This is a genomic window from Dactylosporangium thailandense, assembly GCF_059739745.1.
This window is the reverse complement of record NZ_AP029195.1, coordinates 2280982-2302729: the sequence shown is the minus strand read 5'-3', so window position 1 is coordinate 2302729 and position 21748 is coordinate 2280982. Positions and strand designations below refer to the sequence as shown.

Annotated in this window: 19 protein-coding genes; 6 read left to right on the top strand and 13 right to left on the bottom strand. The window is 74.7% G+C overall.

Annotated features, from left to right (window positions below; translation table 11 throughout):
• Positions 1-9: 9 nt before the first annotated feature.
• On the bottom strand, positions 10-4329 hold the full coding sequence (locus AC6JBM_RS10075; RefSeq protein WP_497986436.1) for an HAD-IC family P-type ATPase: 4320 nt from the start codon (positions 4327-4329) through the stop codon (positions 10-12).
• Positions 4329-4850, bottom strand: coding sequence for a hypothetical protein (locus AC6JBM_RS10070; protein WP_497983326.1), 522 nt, complete (start codon positions 4848-4850; stop codon positions 4329-4331). Before AC6JBM_RS10070 ends, AC6JBM_RS10075 begins: the two co-directional genes overlap by 1 nt.
• A gap of 160 nt (positions 4851-5010) precedes the next feature.
• On the opposite strand from AC6JBM_RS10070, the gene AC6JBM_RS10065 reads away from it, so the two are divergent.
• Entirely contained in the window at positions 5011-6009 is a 999-nt protein-coding gene (locus tag AC6JBM_RS10065; RefSeq protein WP_497983325.1) for an Acg family FMN-binding oxidoreductase, read from the top strand.
• A 36-nt stretch (positions 6010-6045) separates the two neighbouring features.
• On the opposite strand, the gene AC6JBM_RS10060 is transcribed toward AC6JBM_RS10065, so the two are convergent.
• Positions 6046-6693 carry a DUF2267 domain-containing protein gene (locus AC6JBM_RS10060; RefSeq protein WP_497983324.1) on the bottom strand — a complete coding sequence of 216 codons (648 nt, stop codon included), beginning with the start codon at positions 6691-6693 and terminating at the stop codon, positions 6046-6048.
• Between the two features lie 110 nt (positions 6694-6803).
• On the opposite strand from AC6JBM_RS10060, the gene AC6JBM_RS10055 reads away from it, so the two are divergent.
• The 4 genes from AC6JBM_RS10055 to AC6JBM_RS10040 all read left to right on the top strand — a co-directional run bounded on the left by AC6JBM_RS10055 (position 6804) and on the right by AC6JBM_RS10040 (position 9583).
• Positions 6804-7178 (top strand): nuclear transport factor 2 family protein, encoded by a 375-nt coding sequence (locus AC6JBM_RS10055; RefSeq protein WP_497983323.1) that lies wholly within the window; start codon positions 6804-6806, stop codon positions 7176-7178.
• 98 nt (positions 7179-7276) lie between these two features.
• Positions 7277-8179 (top strand): universal stress protein, encoded by a 903-nt coding sequence (locus AC6JBM_RS10050; RefSeq protein ID WP_497983322.1) that lies wholly within the window; start codon positions 7277-7279, stop codon positions 8177-8179.
• 62 nt (positions 8180-8241) lie between these two features.
• Positions 8242-9222, top strand: coding sequence for a universal stress protein (locus tag AC6JBM_RS10045; protein ID WP_497983321.1), 981 nt, complete (start codon positions 8242-8244; stop codon positions 9220-9222).
• Between the two features lie 91 nt (positions 9223-9313).
• On the top strand, positions 9314-9583 hold the full coding sequence (locus AC6JBM_RS10040; protein WP_497983320.1) for a DUF1876 domain-containing protein: 270 nt from the start codon (positions 9314-9316) through the stop codon (positions 9581-9583).
• Between the two features lie 110 nt (positions 9584-9693).
• On the opposite strand, the gene AC6JBM_RS10035 is transcribed toward AC6JBM_RS10040, so the two are convergent.
• The 9 genes from AC6JBM_RS10035 to AC6JBM_RS09995 are packed head-to-tail and all read right to left on the bottom strand — an operon-like array spanning position 9694 to position 20348.
• Positions 9694-10389, bottom strand: coding sequence for a hypothetical protein (locus tag AC6JBM_RS10035; RefSeq protein WP_497983319.1), 696 nt, complete (start codon positions 10387-10389; stop codon positions 9694-9696).
• Complete coding sequence (locus AC6JBM_RS10030; protein WP_497983318.1) at positions 10386-11339, bottom strand: NAD-dependent epimerase/dehydratase family protein; 954 nt, start codon at positions 11337-11339, stop codon at positions 10386-10388. Before AC6JBM_RS10030 ends, AC6JBM_RS10035 begins: the two co-directional genes overlap by 4 nt.
• Positions 11336-12652 carry a nucleotide sugar dehydrogenase gene (locus AC6JBM_RS10025; RefSeq protein ID WP_497983317.1) on the bottom strand — a complete coding sequence of 439 codons (1317 nt, stop codon included), beginning with the start codon at positions 12650-12652 and terminating at the stop codon, positions 11336-11338. Before AC6JBM_RS10025 ends, AC6JBM_RS10030 begins: the two co-directional genes overlap by 4 nt.
• A gap of 51 nt (positions 12653-12703) precedes the next feature.
• Positions 12704-13612 (bottom strand): glycoside hydrolase family 191 protein, encoded by a 909-nt coding sequence (locus tag AC6JBM_RS10020; protein WP_497983316.1) that lies wholly within the window; start codon positions 13610-13612, stop codon positions 12704-12706.
• Complete coding sequence (locus tag AC6JBM_RS10015) at positions 13609-14517, bottom strand: NAD-dependent epimerase/dehydratase family protein (RefSeq protein ID WP_497983315.1); 909 nt, start codon at positions 14515-14517, stop codon at positions 13609-13611. The genes AC6JBM_RS10020 and AC6JBM_RS10015 overlap by 4 nt, the downstream gene beginning before the upstream one ends.
• Positions 14514-15242, bottom strand: coding sequence for a nucleotidyltransferase family protein (locus AC6JBM_RS10010; RefSeq protein ID WP_497983314.1), 729 nt, complete (start codon positions 15240-15242; stop codon positions 14514-14516). Before AC6JBM_RS10010 ends, AC6JBM_RS10015 begins: the two co-directional genes overlap by 4 nt.
• 32 nt (positions 15243-15274) lie before the next feature.
• Positions 15275-16711: a hypothetical protein gene (locus AC6JBM_RS10005; protein ID WP_497983313.1), complete on the bottom strand. Its 1437-nt coding sequence runs from the start codon at positions 16709-16711 to the stop codon at positions 15275-15277.
• 2 nt (positions 16712-16713) lie between these two features.
• Positions 16714-18195, bottom strand: a complete 1482-nt coding sequence (pelF, locus tag AC6JBM_RS10000; protein ID WP_497983312.1) for a GT4 family glycosyltransferase PelF — start codon at positions 18193-18195, stop codon at positions 16714-16716.
• An 11-nt stretch (positions 18196-18206) separates the two neighbouring features.
• Complete coding sequence (locus AC6JBM_RS09995; protein WP_497983311.1) at positions 18207-20348, bottom strand: Agd3-related carbohydrate-binding protein; 2142 nt, start codon at positions 20346-20348, stop codon at positions 18207-18209.
• A 276-nt stretch (positions 20349-20624) separates the two neighbouring features.
• On the opposite strand from AC6JBM_RS09995, the gene AC6JBM_RS09990 reads away from it, so the two are divergent.
• Positions 20625-20912, top strand: a complete 288-nt coding sequence (locus AC6JBM_RS09990) for a GlsB/YeaQ/YmgE family stress response membrane protein (RefSeq protein ID WP_497983310.1) — start codon at positions 20625-20627, stop codon at positions 20910-20912.
• A gap of 28 nt (positions 20913-20940) precedes the next feature.
• Here the strand turns inward: AC6JBM_RS09990 and AC6JBM_RS09985 are convergent, their stop codons facing one another.
• On the bottom strand, positions 20941-21687 hold the full coding sequence (locus AC6JBM_RS09985; protein ID WP_497983309.1) for a hypothetical protein: 747 nt from the start codon (positions 21685-21687) through the stop codon (positions 20941-20943).
• Positions 21688-21748 lie beyond the last annotated feature (61 nt).

Here is a 21748-nt window from a genome sequence, read left to right as displayed (position 1 = left end):
GTGTTGTGCTCACTCCTCCCGGCTCGCCGGCAACGGTACGGGCAGCGGCAGCGCGCCGACGGTCATGCCGGCGGCGGTCGCGGCGAGCACGATGCCCCACGCGACCGGCCCCAGCGGCCGGCACCCGAAGAACTGGCTCAGCCCCGGGGTCTGGACCACGCCGACCAACGCGGCCGCGGACACACCGGCGGCGCCGAGGACGACGGGGTCACCGCGGGACAGCAGGGCGGTCTGGCCCAGCTGTGCGCCGACGAGGGAGGCGAGCGCCACCGTACTGGCGCGGACGTCCGACCCGGTCGCCTTGGCCGCCAGCCAGGCGCCCGCGGTCGCCGCGGACGTCGCGACCGCGCGGCGGAACACGGTGCTGACGAGCGCCCGGCCCAGCGAGGCATCCGGCCCCTCCCGGACCAGCTGGTCCGGGTCGACCCGCCGCGGCGGGCGCGCGGCGACCGTGATCGCGGGCAGCAGATCGGTCATCAGGTTGACGAAGAGGATCTGCCGGGGGTTGAGCGGCGGCGTCGCCGAGACGAGCGACCCGCCGACGGTGAACAGGATCTCGCCGAGATTGCCGCCGAGCAGCAACGCCAGGGACTCGCGGACCGACGCCCACATCGCGCGCCCCTCCACGACCCCGTCGACGATGGTCTCGATCTGCCCGTCGAGGACGATCAGGTCCGCCGCATGCCGAGCCGCGGCGGTCGCCTGCTCGCCGAGCGCGATCCCGGCATCGGCGAGCCGGATGGCGGGCGCGTCGTTGGCGCCGTCGCCGGTGACCGCGACACTGCGACCGGCGCGGTGCAGCGCCTGGACCACGGCGACCTTGTGGGCCGGGCTCACCCGGGCGAAGACCGACGCCTTGGCGACCAGCGCGTCGACGGCGGCATCGCCTTCGGCGTCGTCCAGCTCCGGCCCGGTGACGACGGTACCGCCGTCGAGCAGGTCGAGCTCGGCGGCGATCGCCGCCGCCGTGCTCGGATGGTCGCCGGTCAGCATCAGCACCCGGATGCCCGCGCCGCGCAGCCGGTCGACCGCCTCGCCCGCGCTGGGCCGGATCGGGTCCGCCAGGCCGAGCAGGCCGAGGAACCGCATGCGCTCGACGCGCTCGTCGTCGAGGCCGCCCTGGGCCGACGCCGCGCGTTCCGCGATCGCCAGCACACGCAGCCCCTGCCGGGCCATCCGGTCGATCTCGGCCTCGATCTCCCGCCGGTCCTGCGGCGTCAGGGTCCGCAGTTCCCCGTCGGCCCACCAGGTCACGCAGCGTGGCACCGTGACCTCCGGCGCGCCCTTGACGCTGATCACCTGGCTGCCGCCCGCCGCGCCCAGCACGGCGTGAAACCCGCGGACCGGCTCGAAGGGCAGCTCGCGCACCGGGGTCCAGCCGTCGGCGGCCTCGCCGGTGGTGACGCCGGCCGCCTCCGCCCCGACCACCACCGCCCGGTCGGTCGGGTGCGGCAGGGACTCGTTCGGGCTCGGCGCGGGGCTCGCCCGCAGCGCCGCGGCGAGGACCTCGCGGTGCCGTGCGGTGAGCCGGTCCAGCGGCACGTGGACCCGGCCGTCGGACACGCTGCGCAGGGCGATGCGCCCCTCGGTGAGCGTGCCGGTCTTGTCGAAGCAGATCACGTCGGCCCGGCCGAGCGCCTCCATCGAGCGGGGATCGCGGACCAGGATGTTGCGCCGGCCCAACCGGCGGCTGGCGCTGAGCTCGGCGGCGGTCGCGATGAACGGCAGCCCCTCGGGCAGCGCCGACACCGCGAGGGCGACCGCGTTGCCGACCGATTCGGACAGCCGCCCCCGCACCACGCCGGTGGCCAGCAGCGCGACTGCGGCCGCCCCGGCCGCGGGCAGCGACGCCTTGGTCAGCTCGCGCAGCCGTTGCTGGACACCGCTTCTCGGCGACTGTTGCAGCGCGAGGAGCGCGTTGCGGCCCGCCTCGGTGTCCGGGCCGATCGCCACCACGACCCCGGCCGCCGTTCCGGCCGCGACGGTCGTGCCCGCGTACACCATGCTGGTGCGTTCGGCGATCGTGGCCGCCCGCGTCGCCGCGACGTCCTTGCGCATCGGCATGGACTCGCCCGTCAGCGGTGACTCGTCCATCTCCAGCCCCGCGCACTCGAGCAGGCGGCAGTCCGCCGGCACGGCGTCGCCCGGCTCCAGCAGGACGACGTCGCCGGGCACGAGGTCGTCGAGCACCCCGACCCGCTCGACGCCGCCCCGGCGCAGCCGTACCGCCGGTGCGGCCTCGGTCACGAGCCGCCGCAGCGCCCGGCGCGCCGCCACGTCCTGAACGCCGGACAGCACCGCGCTGGCCAGGATCACCGCGATGACCAGCGCCGCGTCGCTCTTCGCACCGGTGACGGCCGACACCCCGGCCCCGGCCGCCAGCGGCAGCGTCAGCGGGGTGTCCAGCTCCCCGGCGATGGTGCCGAGCACTCCGCGCTCGGCCGGTGCGTCCGGTGCCGTTCCCCCGTCGCGGGCTCTCCGGCGGCGCAGGGCCTCCTCGTCGTCGATGCCGTGGGGGGCCGTACCGAGCAACCGCAGCGCCTCGCCGATCGGCAGCGCGTGCCAGGCGACATCCGCGGCCGCGACGGGCGGCGTCCGGCGCGCCAGGCCCCGGGCCGACCACGCGCCCGCGACCACGTTGGCCATCTGGGCGGCCGCGGTGGCGATCGACGTGCGGCGCGCGCCCCGCTCCCCGGTCTCCATCAGGCCCAGCAGCGCCCCGGCGGCCGTTCCCTGCACGGCGACGCGCGTGCCGCGGCGGCTCACCGCACGCGCCACCGACGCCGCCTCGAGCATCAGCCAGGCCGTCTCCAGCCCGGGTCCGCCCATCAGGTGGGCGCCCCACGGCGGCCGCCGGTCATCCCGCAGCACGCCGAAGCCGCAGTCCGCCGCCGCGAGCGCGGCGTCGTTGCTCCCCGCGACCAGCGCCACCGCGTGCCCGTCGGCCTGCAGCGCCCGGATCGACGCGGCGAGGCGCGAGCCGCCGGCCACCCGGCCGTCGGCCGGCACCCGCCCGCGGATGCCGGCCCAGGTCGCGGTGCCCGCCCCGGCGATCAGGACGGAGCCCACCTTGCGCCCGGCGGCGATCACGGCGGCGGTCATCGGGTCCAGGGCCGGCTCCGCCAGCACGACGGCGACGAGAGCACCGTCACGGGTCAGCGCGTACAGCGACCCCCGATGCCCGTCATGGGATCGGGCGTCGGCCAGGACCGCCTCCGGGATCGCGGCATCGGCGTGCCGCGCCTCGGTGAGGGCCCAGCCGTCGGCTCCGGCCACGGGCGGCGAGGCACCGTCGGCGAACAGACTCGCGGCGGCCTCCCACGCGGCCTCGACCGAACCGTGGACCGGTACCACGTGGGTGATGACCCGCCGGCCGCCGGTCAGCACGGCGGCGTCGATGACCACCGTGTCGATCCGGTCGAGCCGGCGCAGCGCGGCACGGTCGCGAACGAGGACGCCGCGCTGGGCGAGCAGCCGGCCGAGACCGCCCGCGAAGGCCTCGCGCCCGGCGTGCACGGGAGCCGGCGACCCGGCCATGAGCAGACGCGATGCGCGGCGCAGTCCCGCCGGCAGCTGGGTGGCCGCGGCGGCGACCAGCAGCGTCAGGGTGCTGACGCGCCGGGTGTACCGCTCGACCGGGCCGTCCGGCAGCTCCGCCGGGCGGCCGTCCTCGTGCCGGTCGGCCCGCGCGGCGGTCGCGTTCGCCGCCAGCCCGGGCGAGCGGCGCTGCCACGTGTCGCGCTGCGCCGCCATCTCCCGCAGCAGGACCGTACGCAGCCCCGCGTCCGCGAGCAGGGACAGCTCCGCCTGCCCGGCGGCGTTGATGAGCGCGTTCAGGGCCGAGATCAGCAGGTCGGCCTCGTGCCGGCCGAGCGACCGCCGCAACCACGCCCGCACCGCGGGGAGATGGTCGGCCAGCGTCACGATCGCGGTCAGCTCGCGCGCGGCGGCGGGCAGCCGGAGCTGACGCGCCACGACCGATCCGGCGACGCCCAGGACGTCGGCGGCGAGCGTGATCCGCTGCCGGGTCTCCGCGTCCAGCTCCTCCGCGGCGTCGGGGCTCGTCTCGGACTCGACGTCCGCCACGGCCTCGATGAGCTCCTCGAGACTGGGACCGTTCTCGTCGTAGCTGACGAGGACCCGGCCGAGCGCCGCGTTCCACGCGGCCCAGTCCACGCCGTGCACGGCCCCGACGGCTCGCTCGATGAGCCGGCCGTGCTCCGCCGTGATCGCGCCCCGCCGGGCGCCTCGAATCTCGATATGTGCCAGGCCGTCCCGGGCCCACGCCTTCCGCCGGCCCCGGGACGACCGGTTCGGGGATCGACCCATCACCCGGCGACGGTGGCGCGGCGCTGATGCGTCGCCACCCACACCCCCGCCGCGGCCGCGAGCGCGACCGGCCATTCCAGGACGCCGAACGCCGCCAGGGCGCCGACGCCGCCGTAGTACAGCAGCCGTGACGGCCTGGGCTCACCGACGGCCGACCTGAGCGCGCCGGCCGTCCACCGGGCGCGGTCGGCGACGGACCACTCGGTGGGGTGTTCGATGTGCACGACGGGCATCTTGAGGTGCGGCACCGGTACGTCCTCCCAGGTCACCAGCTGCGACCCGGACGGGTGCGGGGCCTCGGCGGTCTCCTTGGCGGGCCGCTGCGTCTGCGGCGCCGTGCGGCCGGTCTTGGTGGCCGCTCGTGCCTTGCCGGGCCGCTTGGTCTCGGTCTGGGTCGCGGTCCGGGTCGCGGTCTGGGTCGGGGGCTGCGTCACGGTCGCCTCGGCGGCCTTCTTCCCGGTCGTGGCCTTCGTCCGCGTCCCGGCACCACCCCGGGCGCGCGTCTGCGCTGTTGTCGTCATGACCCAGCACCTCCTGATCGTCGGCATCTGACGAATCCGGATGCCTACCCGCGCGGCGCCCGATCAACCAGGCCGAAGGGGGGCGAACTGCGCGCGTAGGTCCCCCGGTGCCGGGTAGATCACAACGGAAGCCCGTCACGACGACGAAGGGCGCCAGCCGATGGACCGACAGCCGAGGGATGCCGCACGGCAGCGGGCGGCGGGCGTGCTGCGCCGAGCCGCCGAGGAGGCCGGCCGGGCGCCGTCGCTGCTGAACACCCAGCCGTGGCGATGGCATCTCGGCGGGGACGTGCTCGAGCTGCACGCCGACCTGTCGCGCCAGGTCGGCTCGATCGACCCGCGCCGGCGGCTGCTGACGCTCAGCTGCGGCGCGGCGCTGCACCATGCCCGCGTGGCACTGGCGGCGGCCGGCCACGAGCCCGCGGTCCAGCGGCTGCCGGACAGGCGCCGGCCGTTGCTGCTGGCCCGCGTCCGGGCCCGTGAGCCGCACCCGGTCACCCGCGACGACCTCGTCAGGTACGAGAGCATGCACTGCCGCCGCACGGACCGGCGGCCGTTCCGGGCGACGGTCCCGGTGCCGGCCGAGACCATCGCGGCGCTGGAGGCCACGGCCGATGCCGAGCACGCGTCGCTGTACCGCATCGAGCCCGACGATCTCGACCTCCTGCGGCACACCGCCGAACGCGCGCAGGCCATCGATGCCGGGGACGAGCTCCCCGTGGCCGAGCAGCGGGCGTGGACGCATCGCGACCCGGGCACCGGCGACGGCGTGCCGGCCGAGACGGTGGTCGCACGAGCCGCCCGGCCCGTGCCGCTGCGCGACTTCGCGCTCGGCGAGGAGGCCACGCTCCCGCCCGGCCCCGGGGACGACCGCTGGGCCTCGTACTTCGTGGTGGCCACCGAGGGCGACCGGCCCCTCGACTGGCTCGTCGCCGCCGGGGAGGCGACCAGCGCCGTCTGGCTGGCCGCGACCGCCGAGGGGCTGGTGATGTCCCCGATGAGCGACGTGGTCGAGAAGCTCGGGGCGCGGGCCCTGCTCGGCAGTCTCATCGACCCGCCCGCGCGGCCGCAGCTGGTGCTGCGGGCCGGGGTCGACGTGAACCCGGTGCCGCCACCGGCGAGCCCGCGCCGCCCGCCGCGCGACGTCATCGACGTGTGACGGCGGCGATCCGGGGTCGCGCCGCGCGCCGTCTCCTCATCCGCTCCTGGTGGCACCGAGCAGGATCTCGTCGGCGAGACGGGCGGCCCGGTTGACCTGGCGCTGATCCACGCCGGCTCCGGTGCGCTGGTCGTCCTCCAGCCCCCGGGCCAGGGCCCGCACCGCCGCGGTGAGGTTGCCGACCTGCTCCTCGATGCGGGCCGTACGGTCGGGCGACTCCGGCGACTGCGGTGTCCCGGCGGCCGTCCGGCCCGCGGCGGTCGTCCCCGCGACGGTCGCGCGCAGGTCGGCCGGGAGCTCGCCCAGGATCTTCGACACCTGCTCCGGCGTCATGTGCTCGGCGACGGCGCGAGTGATCGCGGAGGCGAGCGCCGGAACCTGGGTCGACGGGACACCCGCCTGGGCGGCGAAGCGCTCGACGTACCGCTCGACCCCGTACTTCACCGGAACGTGGCACACGTCCCAGCCGTCGTAGTACACACCGCGCAGGAGCTCGGGCAGCTGGGCACCGAACTTGACGGCCGCCTCGGCGGGAAGCCGGTCGCGCACGGTGTGCAGCCAGGCTCGCAACGCGCGCTGCGCGAAGCGCCGATCGCCGGTGTCGAGCGCGTCGGAGACGCCGGCGAGCCAGATGTTGGCGGTGTGCAGGGCATGGTTGTAGGCATCAGGTCCGGACCGTGTCATGGTTCGGTCTCCCTTCGCGTACCCGGTTGGCACGTGCAGGCCGTTCCCCTCTACGGTTCATCGAATCCACGCCGTCTGCCAGGGCAACGTGCCCGGATCGAGGAGGACTCATGGCTCTGCCCCTTGCGGAGGATCTGCTGGCCGCCGAGCGCCGGCTCCAGGCGGCCCAGCGCGCCGGTGACGCCGCCGCGCTCGACGACCTGCTGGACGACCGGCTCATCGCCATCGGACCCGACGGCGGGAAGGTCACGAAGCAGGACGACCTGGCCGCGCACCGCAGCGGCACCTCCGTCGTCACCGGGCTCGTGGAGGAGGAGCTCGACGTGCTGCTCGCCGGCGACGTCGGCGTCACGTTCTTCCTCGGCACCGTCACCGGCACCTACGAGGGCGAGCCGTTCGACGCCCGGCTCCGCTACACCCGCACGTGGGTGCGCGACGCCGGGCTGGGCTGGCGCGTCATCGCCGCGCACATCAGCCCGGCCTGACGCCCGGGTCCCGCGCGCCGCCGCCCTGCCGTCGGGCCGCCGGCCGTGCCAGCGTGGAGGGGGAACCACCCGTCCCTTGGACCGACCGGGAGGACGCCATGACCGCCGCGCGCCACCCAGCCATGACCGCCGCGCGCCACCCAGTGATCGTGGGCGTCGACGGGTCGCCCGCCGCGTTCGGTGCCGTGCGCTGGGCCGCCGACGAGGCGATGCGGCTCGGCCGGTCGCTGCGCGTCGTGCATGCCCTGGAGGTGTACGGCCCGTACGAGGACGTCAGCGACGAGCGCGACCTCGCCCTCGACGCCGCCACCGAGATCCGCCGCTGGCAGCCCGGCCTGGAGGTGGCCACCGGCACCTGGCACGGCGAACCGGCGCGGGTGCTCGTCGAGCAGTCGCACACCGCGAGCCTCGTGGTCGTCGGCAGCCGCGGCAGCGGGGGCTTCCACTCGCTGCTCGTCGGCTCGGTCGGGCTGCATCTGGCCGCGCACGCGCACTGCCCGGTGCTCGTCGTGCACCACGCCGAGCGGTGGGCCGGTCCGGAGTCGCCGCTGCCGTACCGCGAGCCGATCGTCGTCGCGGTGGACGGCTCGGACGACGCCGACTACGGGCTGGGCCTCGGATTCGCCGAGGCCGCGGCCCGGGGCGTTGCGCTGCACGCCCTGCGCACCTGGCACGAGCCGGGGCACCGCTGGGGCCGCTCCCCCGACCCGGCCGGGCGGGCCGCGGCCGCCGGGCGGGAGCTCGCCGCCGAGCTGGGGCCGTGGCGGGTCAAGTACCCGGACGTGCCCGTCGTGCCACGCGTCGCGCACTGCCCGTCAGTACCGGTGATGCTGGAGGCCGCCCGCGACGCGCTCATGTTCGTCATCGGCGCCCGCGGCCGCGGCGGCTTCGAGGGCATGCTGCTCGGCTCGGTCGCCCACCAGGTACTCCACCACGCGGACTGCCCGGTGCTCGTCGCCCGCCGCGCGGCCGGGCGAGGCGACGGCCGGGCGGCCGGGTGAGGTGACGGCCGGGCGGATGCTGGAGAACGGATGCCGCAGACAGGCGCGAGGAGATGATCGCCATGATGATCGCGGAGCCCGCCCAACCGGCACGCGGCCAAGCGTACGGCCGGGTCGGCGTCGGCATCGGCCTCAGCCCGGCCGGACTGGCGGCGCTGGCCTGGGCGACCGAGGAGGCCATCACCTCCGGCGCGCGGATGACGCTCTGCCACGCCCGCGACCACGGGGACCCACCGGCCGCGGCCCCGGATCTCGAGACGCTGCGCCGCACCCAGCCGGACCTCGTGCGCCGGGTTGAGTGGTGCCGGCAGTTGCTCGGCGGCGGCAACGTGACCGTCGAGCTGCCGCGCGGCGACGTGCCCACGGCGCTGGTGGAGCTCAGCGAACGCGTCGACCTGCTGGTCCTCGGCGGCCACGACGTCACCCGACGCCACCACCGGGCCCGCGGCGGCCAGGTCGCCGCGGGGGCGAGGTGCCCGGTCGTGATCGTCCGGCCGCTCCCGGAGCACGGGGTCGCCCCGTTCGCCGGCCACGTCGTGATCGGGGTCGACGGATCGCCCGGCTCGTCGGCGGCGATCCGGTTCGGCTTCGGCCACGCGCAGCGCCACCAGCTACCGGTCGCGGCCGTCCACGTCGCGGATCGGTGGCCCGGCGACTTCTGGTTCGACGAGGAGCACCTGGAGACACACTTCGCCGTCGAGCCGGCCGCGCTGGAGCTGCTGGCCCGCGAGGTCGGGCCGTTCGCCGCCGGCCATCCGCGCGTGGCGGTCAAGCGGGCCGTGTTCGGCGGCGACGCGGTCTCCGGGCTCCGGCACGCGGCGACCGGGGCGGCGCTGCTGGTGCTGGGCCGCCACGGCCCCCGGCCGCCGGAGCCGCCGCGGCTCGGGCCGGCGAACCAGGCGTTCACCGAGCACGCCGACTGCACGGTCGCCATCGTCCCGGAGCTCGGGGCCGATCAGCGCACGGCCGCGGGCGGGCCGGGCGAGGGACCGGCCGGCGACGAGGGACCGCCGGCCCCGTATACGGCGCCGGTTCCCGGGTAGGCAGAGCCGCGACGTGACCTGTCCGGGGGTAGCCGACCCTCGCCGCGTCGCAGAAGTGCGCGCCGCGCACGCAGAGAGGCTGGAGGCCATCATGCCGGTAGCCAAGCATTGGACGGTCGACATCAACATCGGCGAGCAGGACGGGAACACCGCCGCGGAGGCCACGCTGCGCACGGACGACGGCGCCCAGCTGGCCGGCAACGGAGCCGCCCGGCTCAACCCGGCCGACGACGACATCCCCGAGATCGGCGACGAGCTGGCGGCCGCCCGGGCGCTCAGCGACCTGGGCCACCGGCTGCTGCTGGCGGCCGCGGCCGACATCGAGGCGGTATCGGCGCAACCGGCCCGGCTGACCTGGTAGCCGTCCCGATCGGCCGAACTCGGCCGCGCCGGGAGAAGACGCGGCGCCGCGCGCGCGAGGAGCGTGCCCCGACCGCCGGGGCCGCGCTGTGACGCGGCCCCGGTCGGGTCTCACACCAGCGACAGCGCACGGTCGCTGATGACGCACTCCAGGCCGAACAGCTCGGCCCGGCGGCGCGCGAAGTCGGCCAGGCCGGGCGTGTCCGCGTAGTCCAGCGCGTACAGATCCAGGCCGTCGCGCGGCAGGCCCTCGGCCACCCGGGCGTGGTCCTCGAGCACGTCGGCCGGCCAGGGCTCGTAGCCGTCGTCGGTCCACCGCGCCGAGAAGGACTCGAAGACGATGCCGTCGACGTGCTCGGCGAGGTGCGGCAGCATGCCGAACCCGCGGTTGGCCAGCACGTAGCCCGACCCGGCGACCCGGCGCAGCGCGGCGACGAGCCCGAGCAGCGGCGGCACGTCCTCCGGGAACGTCAGCTCGACGTTGAGCGTGTCGAGGAACAGGCCCGCGAAGCCCGCGTTCATGGCATCGCGAGCCTGCCGCAGCACGTGCTCCTGCCACCCCGGATGGCCGACGTGGACGAACGCGCCGCCCCAGTCCGGGTTGCGCTGCGGGCGCTGCCACGGCGCGGGCGGCCCCTGGTCCTCCGACAACGAGAGGTACGCCAGCGGCTCGGTGCCCGCGCCACGCAGCGACTGCAGCTCCGGCGGACGGTAGAACTCCGGTTGCAGGACCGCCCGCCGATAGGCGGCCAGCTCCGCGAGGCGGCCGGTGCCGTAGTAGAAGACGATCGGGATCCGGTCGCTCATCGGCGGTACCACTCGACGGTGCGCCGGACGCCCTCTTCCAGCGACACGGTCGGCTGGTAGCCGGTCAGCGCGCGCAGCCGGGTCAGGTCGGGGCAGCGGCGGTTGACCGCGCCGGGCGCGCCCGCGGCCGGCTCGATCTCGCTGTCGGCGCCGGTCAGCCGCAGGATCAGCTTGGCGAGGTCGGCGATGCCCGTCTCGGCGGTGTCGTCGCCGATGTGGACGATCCGGCCGTCCGCCTCCGGGCAGGCCATGAGGCGGACCATCGCCTCGACCGCGTCGTCGACGAAGCAGAACGCCCGGGTCTGCTCGGCGCCCGGCACCCGCAGCGGGCGATCGCCCCGCAGCGCCCGCAGCGTCAGTTCCGGGATGGCGTGGTCGGTGCCCATCCGCGGGCCGTACACGTTGTGGAAGCGGCCGACCACGGCCCGGAAGTCCGCCGCCCGCGCGCCGTGGATGACGGCGGCCTCGCCGAGCAGCTTGCTGACGGCGTAGGCGTACCGCGGGGCGGTCACGTCGCCGACGGTCACCGGCGTCGACTCGCCGGTCGGCACCGGCGCGATGCCGGCGTCCACGGCGCCCGCGTAGACCTCGCTGGTCGAGGCGAAGAAGACGTGCTCGCCGGCGGCGATCCAGTCCAGCAGGTGCAGCACGGCGAGGCTGTTGACGCGCACGACCCGGGCCGGATCGGCCTCCACGTTGCGGACCCCGACCACCGCCGCCAGCAGGTAGATCTGGTCCCAGCCGCGGGGCAGCGCCCGCCAGGTCGCCGGATCCGTGAGGTCGCCGTGCGCGACGGCGAGGCGCGGCCGGCGGGCGAGCGCGGCGAAGTCGGCGTCGTTGCGGCCGCGCGAGAAGTCGTCCACAATGGACACCTCGTGGCCGTCGTCCAGCAGACGGTTGGCGAGGTGGAAGCCGATGAATCCGGCCCCGCCGAGCAGCAGCGCCTTCACGCGGACACCCCCTGCGGGAGATAGCCGATGCCGGCGTACCGGATGCCGGCGGCGGTCAACGCGCCTTCGTCGAGGATGCGCCACGAGTCGAAGACGACGGCCGGGCGCCTGGCCCCGAGCACCGCCGCGGGCTCGATCGCGCGGTAGTCCGGATGGTCGTTGATGACGAGCACCCCGTCGGCCTCGCTGAAGGCCTTGTCGATGCTGGTGGGCTCGCCGCCGTACTGCCGGATGACGGTGTCGGGCACGAGCGGGTCGTGACCGAGCACGGTGATGCCGGCCGCGGCGAAGACGGGCATCATCGCGGCGATCGGGGTGCCGCGCATGTCGTCGGTGGGCGGCCAGCCCTTGAAGGCCCAGCCGAGCACCGCCAGCGTCGCGCCCTCCGCGGTGCCGCGGGCCTGCCGGATGAGCTCCACGACGGTGCCCGCCACGTGCACCGGCAGGAACTCGTTGAGCTTGCGGGCCGGCTCGATCAGGAACGGCGGCCGATCGGCGGAGCCGCTGAGGGAGTCGCTGAGCATGATGTACGGATCCTTCGACAGGCAGCCGCCGCCGACGTACCCGGGCCGGGCCAGATCGGGGCGCGGATAGCCGAGGTTGGCCGCGCCGATCACCTCGAGCGGGTCGACGCCGTGCCGCTCGGCGATGAGGGCGACCTCGTTGCCGAACGCGTAGATCAGGTCGGTGTGGCAGTTGTTCGACAGCTTCACCAGCTCGGCGGCCTCCAGCCCCGAGACGGGCACGAGGCGCTGGGCGAGGTCGCCGAACAGGTCGAGGCCGGCGGCCAGGCTCGCCTCGTCGAGACCGCCGACGACCTGTGGCAGCTCCACGAGCTCGCGCAGGGCCTGGCCCTGGATGGTGCGTTCGGGCGCCATCACCAGGCGAACGTCGCCCCAGGCGGCCCGCAGCGGCGGCAGGACCACCTGCCGGCTCGCGCCCACGGGCACGGTGCTGCGCACGACGACGAGCGTGCGGGGCCCGCACGAGGCGGCCACGTGGCGGGCCGCGGCGGCGAGGCTGGTCAGGTCGGGGCGGCGCGTGTGCTCGTCGACCGGCGTGGATACGCAGATCACGGCCGCGTCGACGGCGCCGGCGGGCAGCGCCGTGTCGACGAGGATGGTGCTGCCGGCGTGCTCGGCGAACACCTCGGCGACCCCGGGCTCGAAGATGTGCGGGCGGCCACGGTTGAGCGCCTCGACGACGGCCGGCTGCACGTCGACGCCGTGGACGGTGAAGCCCTTGCGGGCCAGGGCGGCGGTGAGGGTCAGGCCGACGTAGCCCATCCCGATCACGCCGATGGTGCGTGCCATGCGTGTTCCTTCCAGTGATGCTGATCGGTGTTGCCTTGGCCGGTGGCCGGATCAGCCGCAGGGCGCGGCGATCCGGTCGAGGTCGCGGGTGGTGACGGTGCCCAGGAACCCCTCGGTGCGGTAGTGCTCGCAGGCGGCGTGGACGTCGGCCGGGCGCCGGGCGTAGTCCACCGCCAGCACGACCTTCCCGGCGTCGCGCAGAGCCCGGGCGTCGGCGAGGTTCTCCGCGCAGTAGTCCTCGGTGCAGGGCCGGTCGGTGGCGCGGTAGAACAGCTCCTCCATGCCGATGCCGTCGATCGCGTCGGTGTAGCCGGGATAGCGGCGCAGCTCCGGGGAGTTCTGCGGCACGATCCAGAAGCCGGGCCGCTGTCCGCGGGCGTACCGCGCGATCCGGTCGACGAGCCCGACCATCGCGACGGCCAGGCGGTCGCGGTTCCAGCCGGGCACCAGGTGCAGGTCGATCTCCTCGTAGGCGAGCGGTGTGTCCAGGTACACCCCGTCGAACCCGGCGGCCAGGGCCCGGTCGACCCGCGGCTTCACCACGCGGTCCCACCACCGCTCGTCCCAGTACCGCACGAAGGACTCGTCCGGCCAGTCCTCCCAGCGGTTGAGCAGGAGATCGCCGGCCTCGGCAGCCAGTCCCGGATACTCCGGGCGGAAGCGCTCGAGGCTGCCGATCTCGAAGTACGCCAGCACCCGCTTGCCCGAGGCTCGCAGCCCCGCGATCTCCTCCGGCCGGAACCAGTTCGCGTTCGCGTCGCGGGCCAGGTCGATGACGGCGAGCCGCTGCGAGGCCCGCGCCAGCGCCGCGAGCCCGCCGTCGGCGTAGCCCTGCAACTGGTACACCCAGCCATCCCCGGTCGACGGCGGGGGATGGCTGGGTGCGCATCCGACGCACGCGGGCGCGGCGAGGACGACCGCGGCGGCGAACACGGCACCGCGCGCGAGCGCGGCGTTCACTGACCGGTGCCGTCGAGCGCGGCCCACACCTGCTTCACCGACTCGGCCATCGTGTGGGTCGGCACCCACCCGAGGACCGCCTCGGCCCGGGCGATGTCGGCGCGGATCCAGTCGACGCCGGCCGAGCGGGCCGGGCCGCTGCCCTGCTCGACGATCGCGCCGCTGTACCCGGCCGCTCCGGCGAGGCGGCGCACGGCCTCCCGGGCCGTCACGGCCTGTCCGCTGCCGACGTTCACGACGCCGGCGCCCCGCTCGGTCCGGGTGGCGGCGGCGACGACCGCCGAGGCCACGTCGCGCACGTCCACGAAGTCCCGGTACGCGCTGAGCGGCCCGAGCAGCACCTGCCCGGCCGCCCCCGCCAGGGCGTCGCGGATCAGCACCGCGGCCCGCCCGAGCAGGTTGTCGCGGTGCAGGCCGGGGCCGATCGGGTTGAACACGCGCAGCGTCACGCCGTCGACGAGCCCGGCCGCCGTCGCCAGCTGCAGCAGGCGGGTGGCGGCGAGGTGGGTCGTGCCGTACTCGCCGACCGGCGCGCACGGATGGTCCTCGGCGACGCTGGTGCCGTGGGCGACCGGGCCGTACTCGGACGCGGACCCGAGCCTGACCAGCCGGGCCCCCGGCGCCGCGGCCGTGACCGCGTCGACGAGCCGGACGGTCGCCACCGTGTTGGCCTCCAGCAGGTCGAGGGCCGTGCCGGTGAGCCGGCCGGTGCAGTTGACGACGACATCGGGGCCCGACTGGCGGATCAGCGCGGTCAGCGCGGCGACGCTGCCGGTGACGAGGTCGTGGCGGGCGCGGGGCGGGCAGCTGAGGTTCGCGACCCGCGGATCGGCGGCCAGCGCCTCGCGGACGCTGGAACCGACGAACCCCGACGCCCCGAAAAGCAGCACCCGCAGCCGGCTCATGCCGCCACCTCGCTACGCAGGGGCAGCAGGGCCGGCTCGAGCTCGCCGAAGCGGCGGTTGGCCTCGTCGTACTCCTCGGGACGGCCGATGTCGAGCCAGACGCCCTCGAACTCGTACGTGTGCGGGAACTCCCCCTGGCGCAGCAGATCCTGGATCAGCCGGTCGAAGCCGAGCGCCAGGCCCGGCGGGTAGGGCGCCAGGGTCTTGCGGGCCATGGCGTAGATGCCCATCGAGACGCGGTGGCGATACGCGGGCTTCTCGGTGAAGCCGACGACCCGGCCCTCGACGACATCGAGGACGCCGAACTCCATCCGGGTCGTCTGCGCCGCCGTCGCGATCGTCAGCGGCGCCCCCGTCCCGCGGTGCTGGGCGAGCAGGTCGGCGTGGTCGAGATCGGTGAGCAGGTCGCCGTTCATGACCAGGAAGTGCTCGGGCAGCTCGTCCTTGACCAGGAACAGCGGACCGGCCGTCGACAGCGGCACGCTCTCCTCGACGTAGCCGATCTCGAGGCCCCAGCGGGAGCCGTCGCCGACGAACGCGCGGATGAGCGGGCCGAGATGGTTGATGGACAGCGTGACGGAGGCGAAGCCCCGGGCCGCCAGCTGCTCCAGGACGATGTCCAGGATCGCGTGCCGCTCTCCGATCGGCATCAGGGGCTTGGGCAGGGTGGTGGTGTACGGACGCAGCCTGACGCCCTTGCCACCGGCCAGAATGACCGCGTGCATGTGCTTGATTGCCTGCTTTCGTGGTAAGAGCGTCACCGGTACTGCCGAACGCGGCCCACGGACGGAATGAGGGCCACGGCGAGCAACACGAGCAGCAAGGCGACGCTGCCGAGGAAGGGTGCGGCGGCCTGCGCCCCGAGCGCGGCGGCCAGGGCGACGCAGAGCCGGCCGTAGCCGCCGTGCGCCGCCAGGACGAAGACGAGCAGGACGGCGCCCGCCAGCAGGACGCTCGCCGCGGCCATCGCCTGCGCGGCGGGCGTGAGACGTCCCGCCTCGCGCAGCCCGGCGAGCACGACCGCCCCGGCGAACGCGGCGACGAGACCGCAGGCGCAGACGTCGAGCGCGAGGCGCCACCACAGCCGCCGCCGGAAGGCGCCGGGCCCCCAGGCCTCGTGCAGCAGGTCCCGCGCCCGCTCACCGAAGCGGCGGGCCCGCCACTCGACGAAGCCCATCGACGCCACCAGCGGCAGCGCCGCGAGCAGCACCTCGAAGTGGTGGGTCAGCAGCGGCGCCTGGGGCAGCAGGACCAGCGCGGCCAGCAGCGCGGTCGAGAGCACGACCAGCGCGAACGTGCCCCACCGGCCCCGCATCACCGGCCGCAGCCGGCCGGGCGTCGCGTCGCCGGGCCCCCGCAGTGCCCGGCGGAGCGCGACGCCGAAGGTCACCACGGTGCAGGCGAGCGCCGCCGCGATCACGGGGGTCGGCGGCCACCAGCCGGCGAGCACGAACCCGCCGCCGGCCACGACCGCGGGCGACATCAGGGCCACCAGGCGGGCCTCGGCCTGGTAGAACACCAGCACGGTCGAGGCGAGCTGGTACGCCGTCACGGCCGGCACCAGCAGCGCGGCCGCCGCCACGCCGCTCATCACCGCGACGACTCCCCCGAGCGCTACGGCCACCGCGACACCGCACACGGCCCCGCGGGCCAGCAGCCGGCCCGCGGCGGCGTCGTCGCCCTGGTTGATGTGCTGGTACGCCAGCCAGGTCAGGCCGCCGGCCCACACCCAGCCGAGCAGGCCGGCGACGACGAGGGCCGCGATGGGCGAGCGCGGCACAGCGGCGAGCACCGCCGGAAACAGCACGCTGGGCAGCAGGTAGAGCCCGCCGTGGAACAGCTCGCGCCACTCCCGCCGCCGCGGCGGCCGGCTCGGCGGACCGACCGCGGGACCGTGCAGCCGGACGCGAACCGACTCGGCGAGCTCGAACACGTCGCGGTAGCCGTAGCGGACCCGCGCGGCCCGGTCCGTGACGCCCCGCGCCTCCAGCAGCGCGGCCAGGTGCAGCCCGTCCACGAACCGCCTGTCGCCGGAGGTGGCGCGCACCTCGGCGGTGAGCGTCTCGACCGGATCGGTGCCCAGCTCCGGGCGGTCGGGAACGGGCGCGGGGCGCACGATCGGCAGGGCGATCGTGCTGGCCGTCGCCCAGCCCCGCGCGGCCGACGCCATCGACGTCGGCCGCACCTCGCTCACCGTCATCGCAGTGCCCCGGCCGGCGTCCGACCGTCCAGCGCGGGCGCGGCCAGCCGCTCGTACAGGCTGCCGTACGCCTCCAGCGACTGGGCCAGGGTGAACCGGTCGAGCACACGCTGGCGGGCCCGGACGGCGAGATCCCGGCGCAGGCCCGGATCGAGCAGCAGGGTCGTGCACGCGTCGGCGACGGCGGCCGGGTCGCGCGGCGGGACCACGAACCCGGTGTCGCCGACGGCTTCCGAGACGCCGCCGACGTTCGTGCACACCATCGTCCGGCCGCACGCCATCGCCTCGATGACCGAGTACGGGAACCCCTCCGAGATGCTCGTGAGCGCGACGACGTTGCCGCTGTGGTAGGCCGCCACCGCGTCGGGCGCGCTGCCCTCCAGCCGCGCCGCTCCCACGAGGTCCAGCCGCTCGATGAGGGCGGTGCAGCTGTCCCGGTACGGCAGGTCGATCGCCGCCCCGTAGATGCGCAGCCGCGCGTCCGGCACCCGCCGGCGCACGAGCGCGAAGGCCCGGATCAGCGTGTGCAGGTCCTTGAGCGGGTCGATCCGTCCGACGTAGACGATCGTCGGCTCCTCCGGCTCGGTCCGGGCGCTCGGAAAGAGCTCGGGCGCGATGCCGTTGTACATCGTCCACATGCGATCGGGATCGGCGCCGTTGCGCAGCTGCCAGCGCCGGTTGTACTCGGAGTGCGGGGCCAGCGCGTCCGCGACCTGGTAGGCGGCGCCGGCGAGGCTGCGCTGGAAGCTCAGCAGCAGCACCGCGACGGCGTGCGGCAGGTCCCCGCCCACCTGCTCGAGATACCGCTCCCGCAGATAGACGCCGTGCTCGGAGATGAGCATGGGCGTGTCGTACGTCCACTTCGCCGCCATCGCCACCAGCGTCGACAGCCCGTTCATGGCGCAGTGCACCACGTCTGCGCGCACCGGCGGGACGGCGAGCGGCCGCAGCATGGAGCCGATCATCGCCACCGCCTGCGCCGCGTCGGCCAGCGTGAGCCGGCGCGGCCGCCCCGCCAGCGCCGGATGCCCGCGGCCGAGCATCGTGGCGACGTCGTCCCACCGGTCCTGCAGACGGCCCAGGGCCGCGTTCGAGCGCAGCGCGGACCCGATCTCCCCGCCGCCCGCCGCGTACTCGTGCAGCCCCCGCAGGGCGAGCAGGAACCGCCGGCGCTGGGCGGCGCCGCGCCGCGGATCGGGGTCCGGCGGCGCGACGAGCGCGACCATGAAATCCTCCAGCGCCGCGTGGAACAGCGACCGGGTCGCCCGCCCGGGGCGCCGGAGCCGTTGGCGACCGGCACTCCACAGCGGAATGGTGACGACCCGCTCGAGGTTCTCCGGCAGCTTCCACCGCACCGGCTCCCGGCCGTCCACGCAGAGGGCGACCGCTTGCCACCGGTGCTCGGGCAGGCCGTGCACGAGCTGGTCGCACCAGACGCTCACCCCGCCGAGCGCCTGCGGGTACGTGCCTTCCGACACCAGCGCCACCCTCATGAGCGCGGGCTCGCCGTGACGGTCACCGCGGTCGCGGAGGCGAGCGTCAGCCGGGCGGACACCTCCGGGCCGTACGTCGTCGAGCCGGTCCCGCTCGCGCCGCTGACCGTCACCGATCCGGCGAGCGGGCCGGAGACCGTGATCGTGTGGGCCGCCGGGTCGTAGACGGCGTCGACACCGCCGCGCAGCTCGGCGAAGTGCGCGGTGCGCTGGGTCGCGTACGCCGCCAGCGTCGGCCAGTCCGGGCTGAGCAGCGGCACGGTGTAGTAGGCGCTGTACTTGGCCAGGACCTGCTCCAGCCAGTCGGTCAGCAGCGTGCGGCCGGAGCCGTAGTCGTGCAGGTTGGCGATGTGGAAGGTGTGGGTGTAGAGCGATCCGGTGGCCAGGTGCGTCAGCGCGACGTTCGCCTCGGCGTCGAGCATCTGCGCGTAGGTCAGGTTGGTCGGCCAGAACGGGAACCGGCCCGACGGTCCGTAGAACGAGTTGTAGAAGGCGGTCTGCTCGGCGGGCGTGGTCGTGTGGTAGGCGATGTTCGTCGGCCAGTCCGGCACCACGGTGATGCTGGGCTCCAGCGGGTGGACCTTGCCGCAGTTGAAGCAGTCCGGCACGTGGCTCGGGAAGGACATGTTGCCGTGGACGTACCGCACGCCGAGCGCCTTCGCCGCGGCGAGGAACTGCGGGTTGGAGGCGGCGAGCCCGTGGTCGGTCGGCGGGTCGACGTCGTCGTCGGGGTTGTCGTTGTAGACGCCGAGGCCCGAGTACTCCCCGGTCTTGAGGATCGCGTTCGGCTGCGACAGGCCGAGCTGGGTGGCGACGGTGCGGTTGGCGGCGATCTCGTTGCTGCTGGTGGCGTAGTCCGTGAAGTTGAGCTCCGGGTGGGTGAGCGTGTGGTTGATCCAGCGGAACTTCGTGGCCAGGCACCGGCTCGTGGCGGTCAGCGTGCTGACGCCGCCGTTCGGGCTGCACTGCGATCCGGCGTTGAGGTCCGCGTCGCCGCCGTTGTACGCGAGGTTCAGGGTGAGGCCCGACGCGAGCGGGTAGGTGGTGCGCAGTGCCGTCTGGCGCTGGTTGGCGTTGTACGCCTCGTGGCCGGACATCGCGAAGCCCGGGTCGGATTCGATGTGCCCGTCCGGGTAGTAGTGGTCGGCGGTGTTGAACCAGTCGTCGACGTCGACGTCGAGGAAGTGCCGCTGCTCGCCGAGGAACAGCCCGCGGCTGGCCCAGCGCAGCATCCCGTAGGTCAGCAGGAAGGACTGGGTGAGGTACTGGTTGGAGGTGAAGGTGAGCGCGAGGCGCTCCCGGCCGTCCGTGGAGGTGCTGCGCACGCCGAGGATGTCGGAGCCGTTGACGAGGACCGGATCCGCGGCACAGCCGGCGGCGACCCGAGTCTTGTACACGTACGACTGCACGATCGGCACCTTGGCGGTCGTCTTCAGCGTGTCGAACACCCCGGCGCCGGCCGTGGTCAGCGAGGCGGGCAGCGCGGTGTCACCGACGGAGGTCTCGCTCGACGAGGTCAGGCAGTAGTCCTCGGGAAAGGTGCCGTAGCTGGTGTAGAGGGCGGCCTGGCGCACGGCGTAGTCGCGCTCGTACGCCCACAGGGTGTTCCATTCGGTGCCGTCGAGGCCGCTGATGTAGGAGCCGCCGCTGTTGTACAGCAGCGAACTGCTGGTGAGCAGAATGGCGTTGTACTTCCCGGCCCCGTCGGAGCGCAGCAGCGACGCCGCCGTCAGCGGCTGGTCCTTGGTGAGCAGCACGTCGTAGGCGGCCCCGACGCGGTCGAGCGTCGAGCGCCAGGTGTCGACGCCCCAGTCGCCGGAGTCGACCCCGAGGACCAGTGCCCGCAGGCCGACCTTGGCGTTGGCCGGCGCGGCCAGGGTCGTCGCCCCGCTCGAGGGGGACTGAAGGTTCGGGCGCAGCGAGAGGTCCCGCTTGAGGGGTACCGATCCCTTCACGCTGGGCAGCGGCGCACCGGGCTTCGCGGGCTTGCGGGGGCCCGGGTCGCCGAGGACGAGGGTGTGGTCGTGACCGGCTTTGACGGGGCCCCGGCGGGCGGGTGCGGCGGTGGCCGATGATGCGGTTCCGGCGACGAGGAGTGTGCCGACGGCGGCGGCGGTGAGCAACTTGAGCAGAGCCATGAAATCTCCGGTTCGCAACGGCCGCGCGGCAGAACATGGGCGCACGCGGCCAACGCCGGTCAGCGTGGGAGCGCTTCGGCGGGAAGGTTTGTGGAACGAGCCGATGCTACGAGCGGCCGGCCGGACGCGAGGCCGTCTGGGGTGTGAGTTCGCGGATGGCCTTTCCGGTCACCCGATCTCACATCGGCCCGCGCGGTGTGAGAGCGACACGTCGACGCGGGTAGCTTGGGGGTCGACGGGCGTGCCCGTCAGGCGCGCCCTCTGAAGGAGGTCGAGATGATCGGGACGATCCTGTGGGCGATCATCGGCGGTATCGTGCTCGGTGTGCTGGCACGGTTGATCCTGCCGGGGCGGCAGAATATTTCGGTCCTGGCCACCGTAGTGGTCGGCATCCTCGCCGCCTTCCTGGGCGGCCTGGTCGCGACCTGGATCGGTGTCGGCAAGACCAACGGTGTCGACTGGATCCGCCACGGCATCCAGCTGCTGTTCGCCATCGTCGGCATCTACATCACCGCGCAGGTGTCCGCCCGGCGCGGAGGACGGTCCGGCGCCGCGATGCGGTAGCGCCGCCGGACCGTCGACGGGTCGGTGCCTACTGGACCGCCCCGGCCTCAGTCTCCGTCCGGATTTCGCCGTCCGGGGACGCGGACTGCGCGGCGACCCGGGTGGGCCGCCGCGCCTCGATCCACTCCTGCAGGGCCGGCCCCGACTCGAGACTGGCGATCATGGCGTACCGCGGCTCCGGGCCTGGGTGGAACACCGCGTGCCAGAGGCGCTCGGTGTCCACCACGAACTGGGCCCCGCGCGGCAGCGGGATGCGGTACTCCGTGGCCGGGTCGTCGCGGTCCTCGCGCAGCACCATGTAGCTGTCCGGGTCGTCCGTCAGATTCAGCCAGGCGCGCACCACCCGGCCCTCACCCGGCGGGTTCAACCGGTTGTTGTCGTCCAGGTGCATGTGCCGCTGGACCACCGTCTCCTCGTCCACGGACGGCCAGAGCTTGATGACGCGGACCCGGCCGAAGCGGGCGCCGACGGATGTCACCCAGTCGCACAGCGAGGGCGTGCGCAGGGCGTTGGCGGTCCACTTGCCGTCCTTGTCCGGCTGGTTGTGCTCCCAGAACCCCCGCGGGTCGTCGTCGCCCAGGGCGGAGGCGAGCACGGCGAAGTTGGTGTCGCCGCCCGACTTCCAGTCCAGGTACGTCAGCGACTCCCACTCGGAGGGATCGATGCTGTGCCGGTCCCGCCGCAGGGTGAGGAATCCCGTCGGGCCGAGCTCCGGGAGCTCATAGTGCGGCACGCTCGCGAGCGCCTCGGCAGATTGCTGTTCGTTCATTGTCATTTGGCCGAGCCTGCCCAGCCCGGCCGTGATGACACCGCCGCGCACGGTGCGGCGGGTGTGA

Excerpts from the sequence above, each read along its gene's own strand:
- AC6JBM_RS10065 (WP_497983325.1), top strand. The coding sequence starts at position 5,011 with ATGGACCGACAGCCGAGGGATGCCGCACGGCAGCGGGCGGCGGGCGTG.
- AC6JBM_RS10040 (WP_497983320.1), top strand. The coding sequence starts at position 9,314 with ATGCCGGTAGCCAAGCATTGGACGGTCGACATCAACATCGGCGAGCAG.
- AC6JBM_RS09995 (WP_497983311.1), bottom strand. The coding sequence starts at position 20,348 with ATGGCTCTGCTCAAGTTGCTCACCGCCGCCGCCGTCGGCACACTCCTC.
- AC6JBM_RS10010 (WP_497983314.1), bottom strand. The coding sequence starts at position 15,242 with ATGCACGCGGTCATTCTGGCCGGTGGCAAGGGCGTCAGGCTGCGTCCG.
- AC6JBM_RS10045 (WP_497983321.1), top strand. The coding sequence starts at position 8,242 with ATGATGATCGCGGAGCCCGCCCAACCGGCACGCGGCCAAGCGTACGGC.
- AC6JBM_RS09985 (WP_497983309.1), bottom strand. The coding sequence starts at position 21,687 with ATGACAATGAACGAACAGCAATCTGCCGAGGCGCTCGCGAGCGTGCCG.
- AC6JBM_RS10050 (WP_497983322.1), top strand. The coding sequence starts at position 7,277 with ATGACCGCCGCGCGCCACCCAGCCATGACCGCCGCGCGCCACCCAGTG.
- AC6JBM_RS10075 (WP_497986436.1), bottom strand. The coding sequence starts at position 4,329 with ATGGGTCGATCCCCGAACCGGTCGTCCCGGGGCCGGCGGAAGGCGTGG.
- AC6JBM_RS10055 (WP_497983323.1), top strand. The coding sequence starts at position 6,804 with ATGGCTCTGCCCCTTGCGGAGGATCTGCTGGCCGCCGAGCGCCGGCTC.
- AC6JBM_RS10035 (WP_497983319.1), bottom strand. The coding sequence starts at position 10,389 with ATGAGCGACCGGATCCCGATCGTCTTCTACTACGGCACCGGCCGCCTC.
- AC6JBM_RS10015 (WP_497983315.1), bottom strand. The coding sequence starts at position 14,517 with ATGAGCCGGCTGCGGGTGCTGCTTTTCGGGGCGTCGGGGTTCGTCGGT.
- AC6JBM_RS10070 (WP_497983326.1), bottom strand. The coding sequence starts at position 4,850 with ATGACGACAACAGCGCAGACGCGCGCCCGGGGTGGTGCCGGGACGCGG.
- AC6JBM_RS09990 (WP_497983310.1), top strand. The coding sequence starts at position 20,625 with ATGATCGGGACGATCCTGTGGGCGATCATCGGCGGTATCGTGCTCGGT.
- AC6JBM_RS10060 (WP_497983324.1), bottom strand. The coding sequence starts at position 6,693 with ATGACACGGTCCGGACCTGATGCCTACAACCATGCCCTGCACACCGCC.
- AC6JBM_RS10025 (WP_497983317.1), bottom strand. The coding sequence starts at position 12,652 with ATGGCACGCACCATCGGCGTGATCGGGATGGGCTACGTCGGCCTGACC.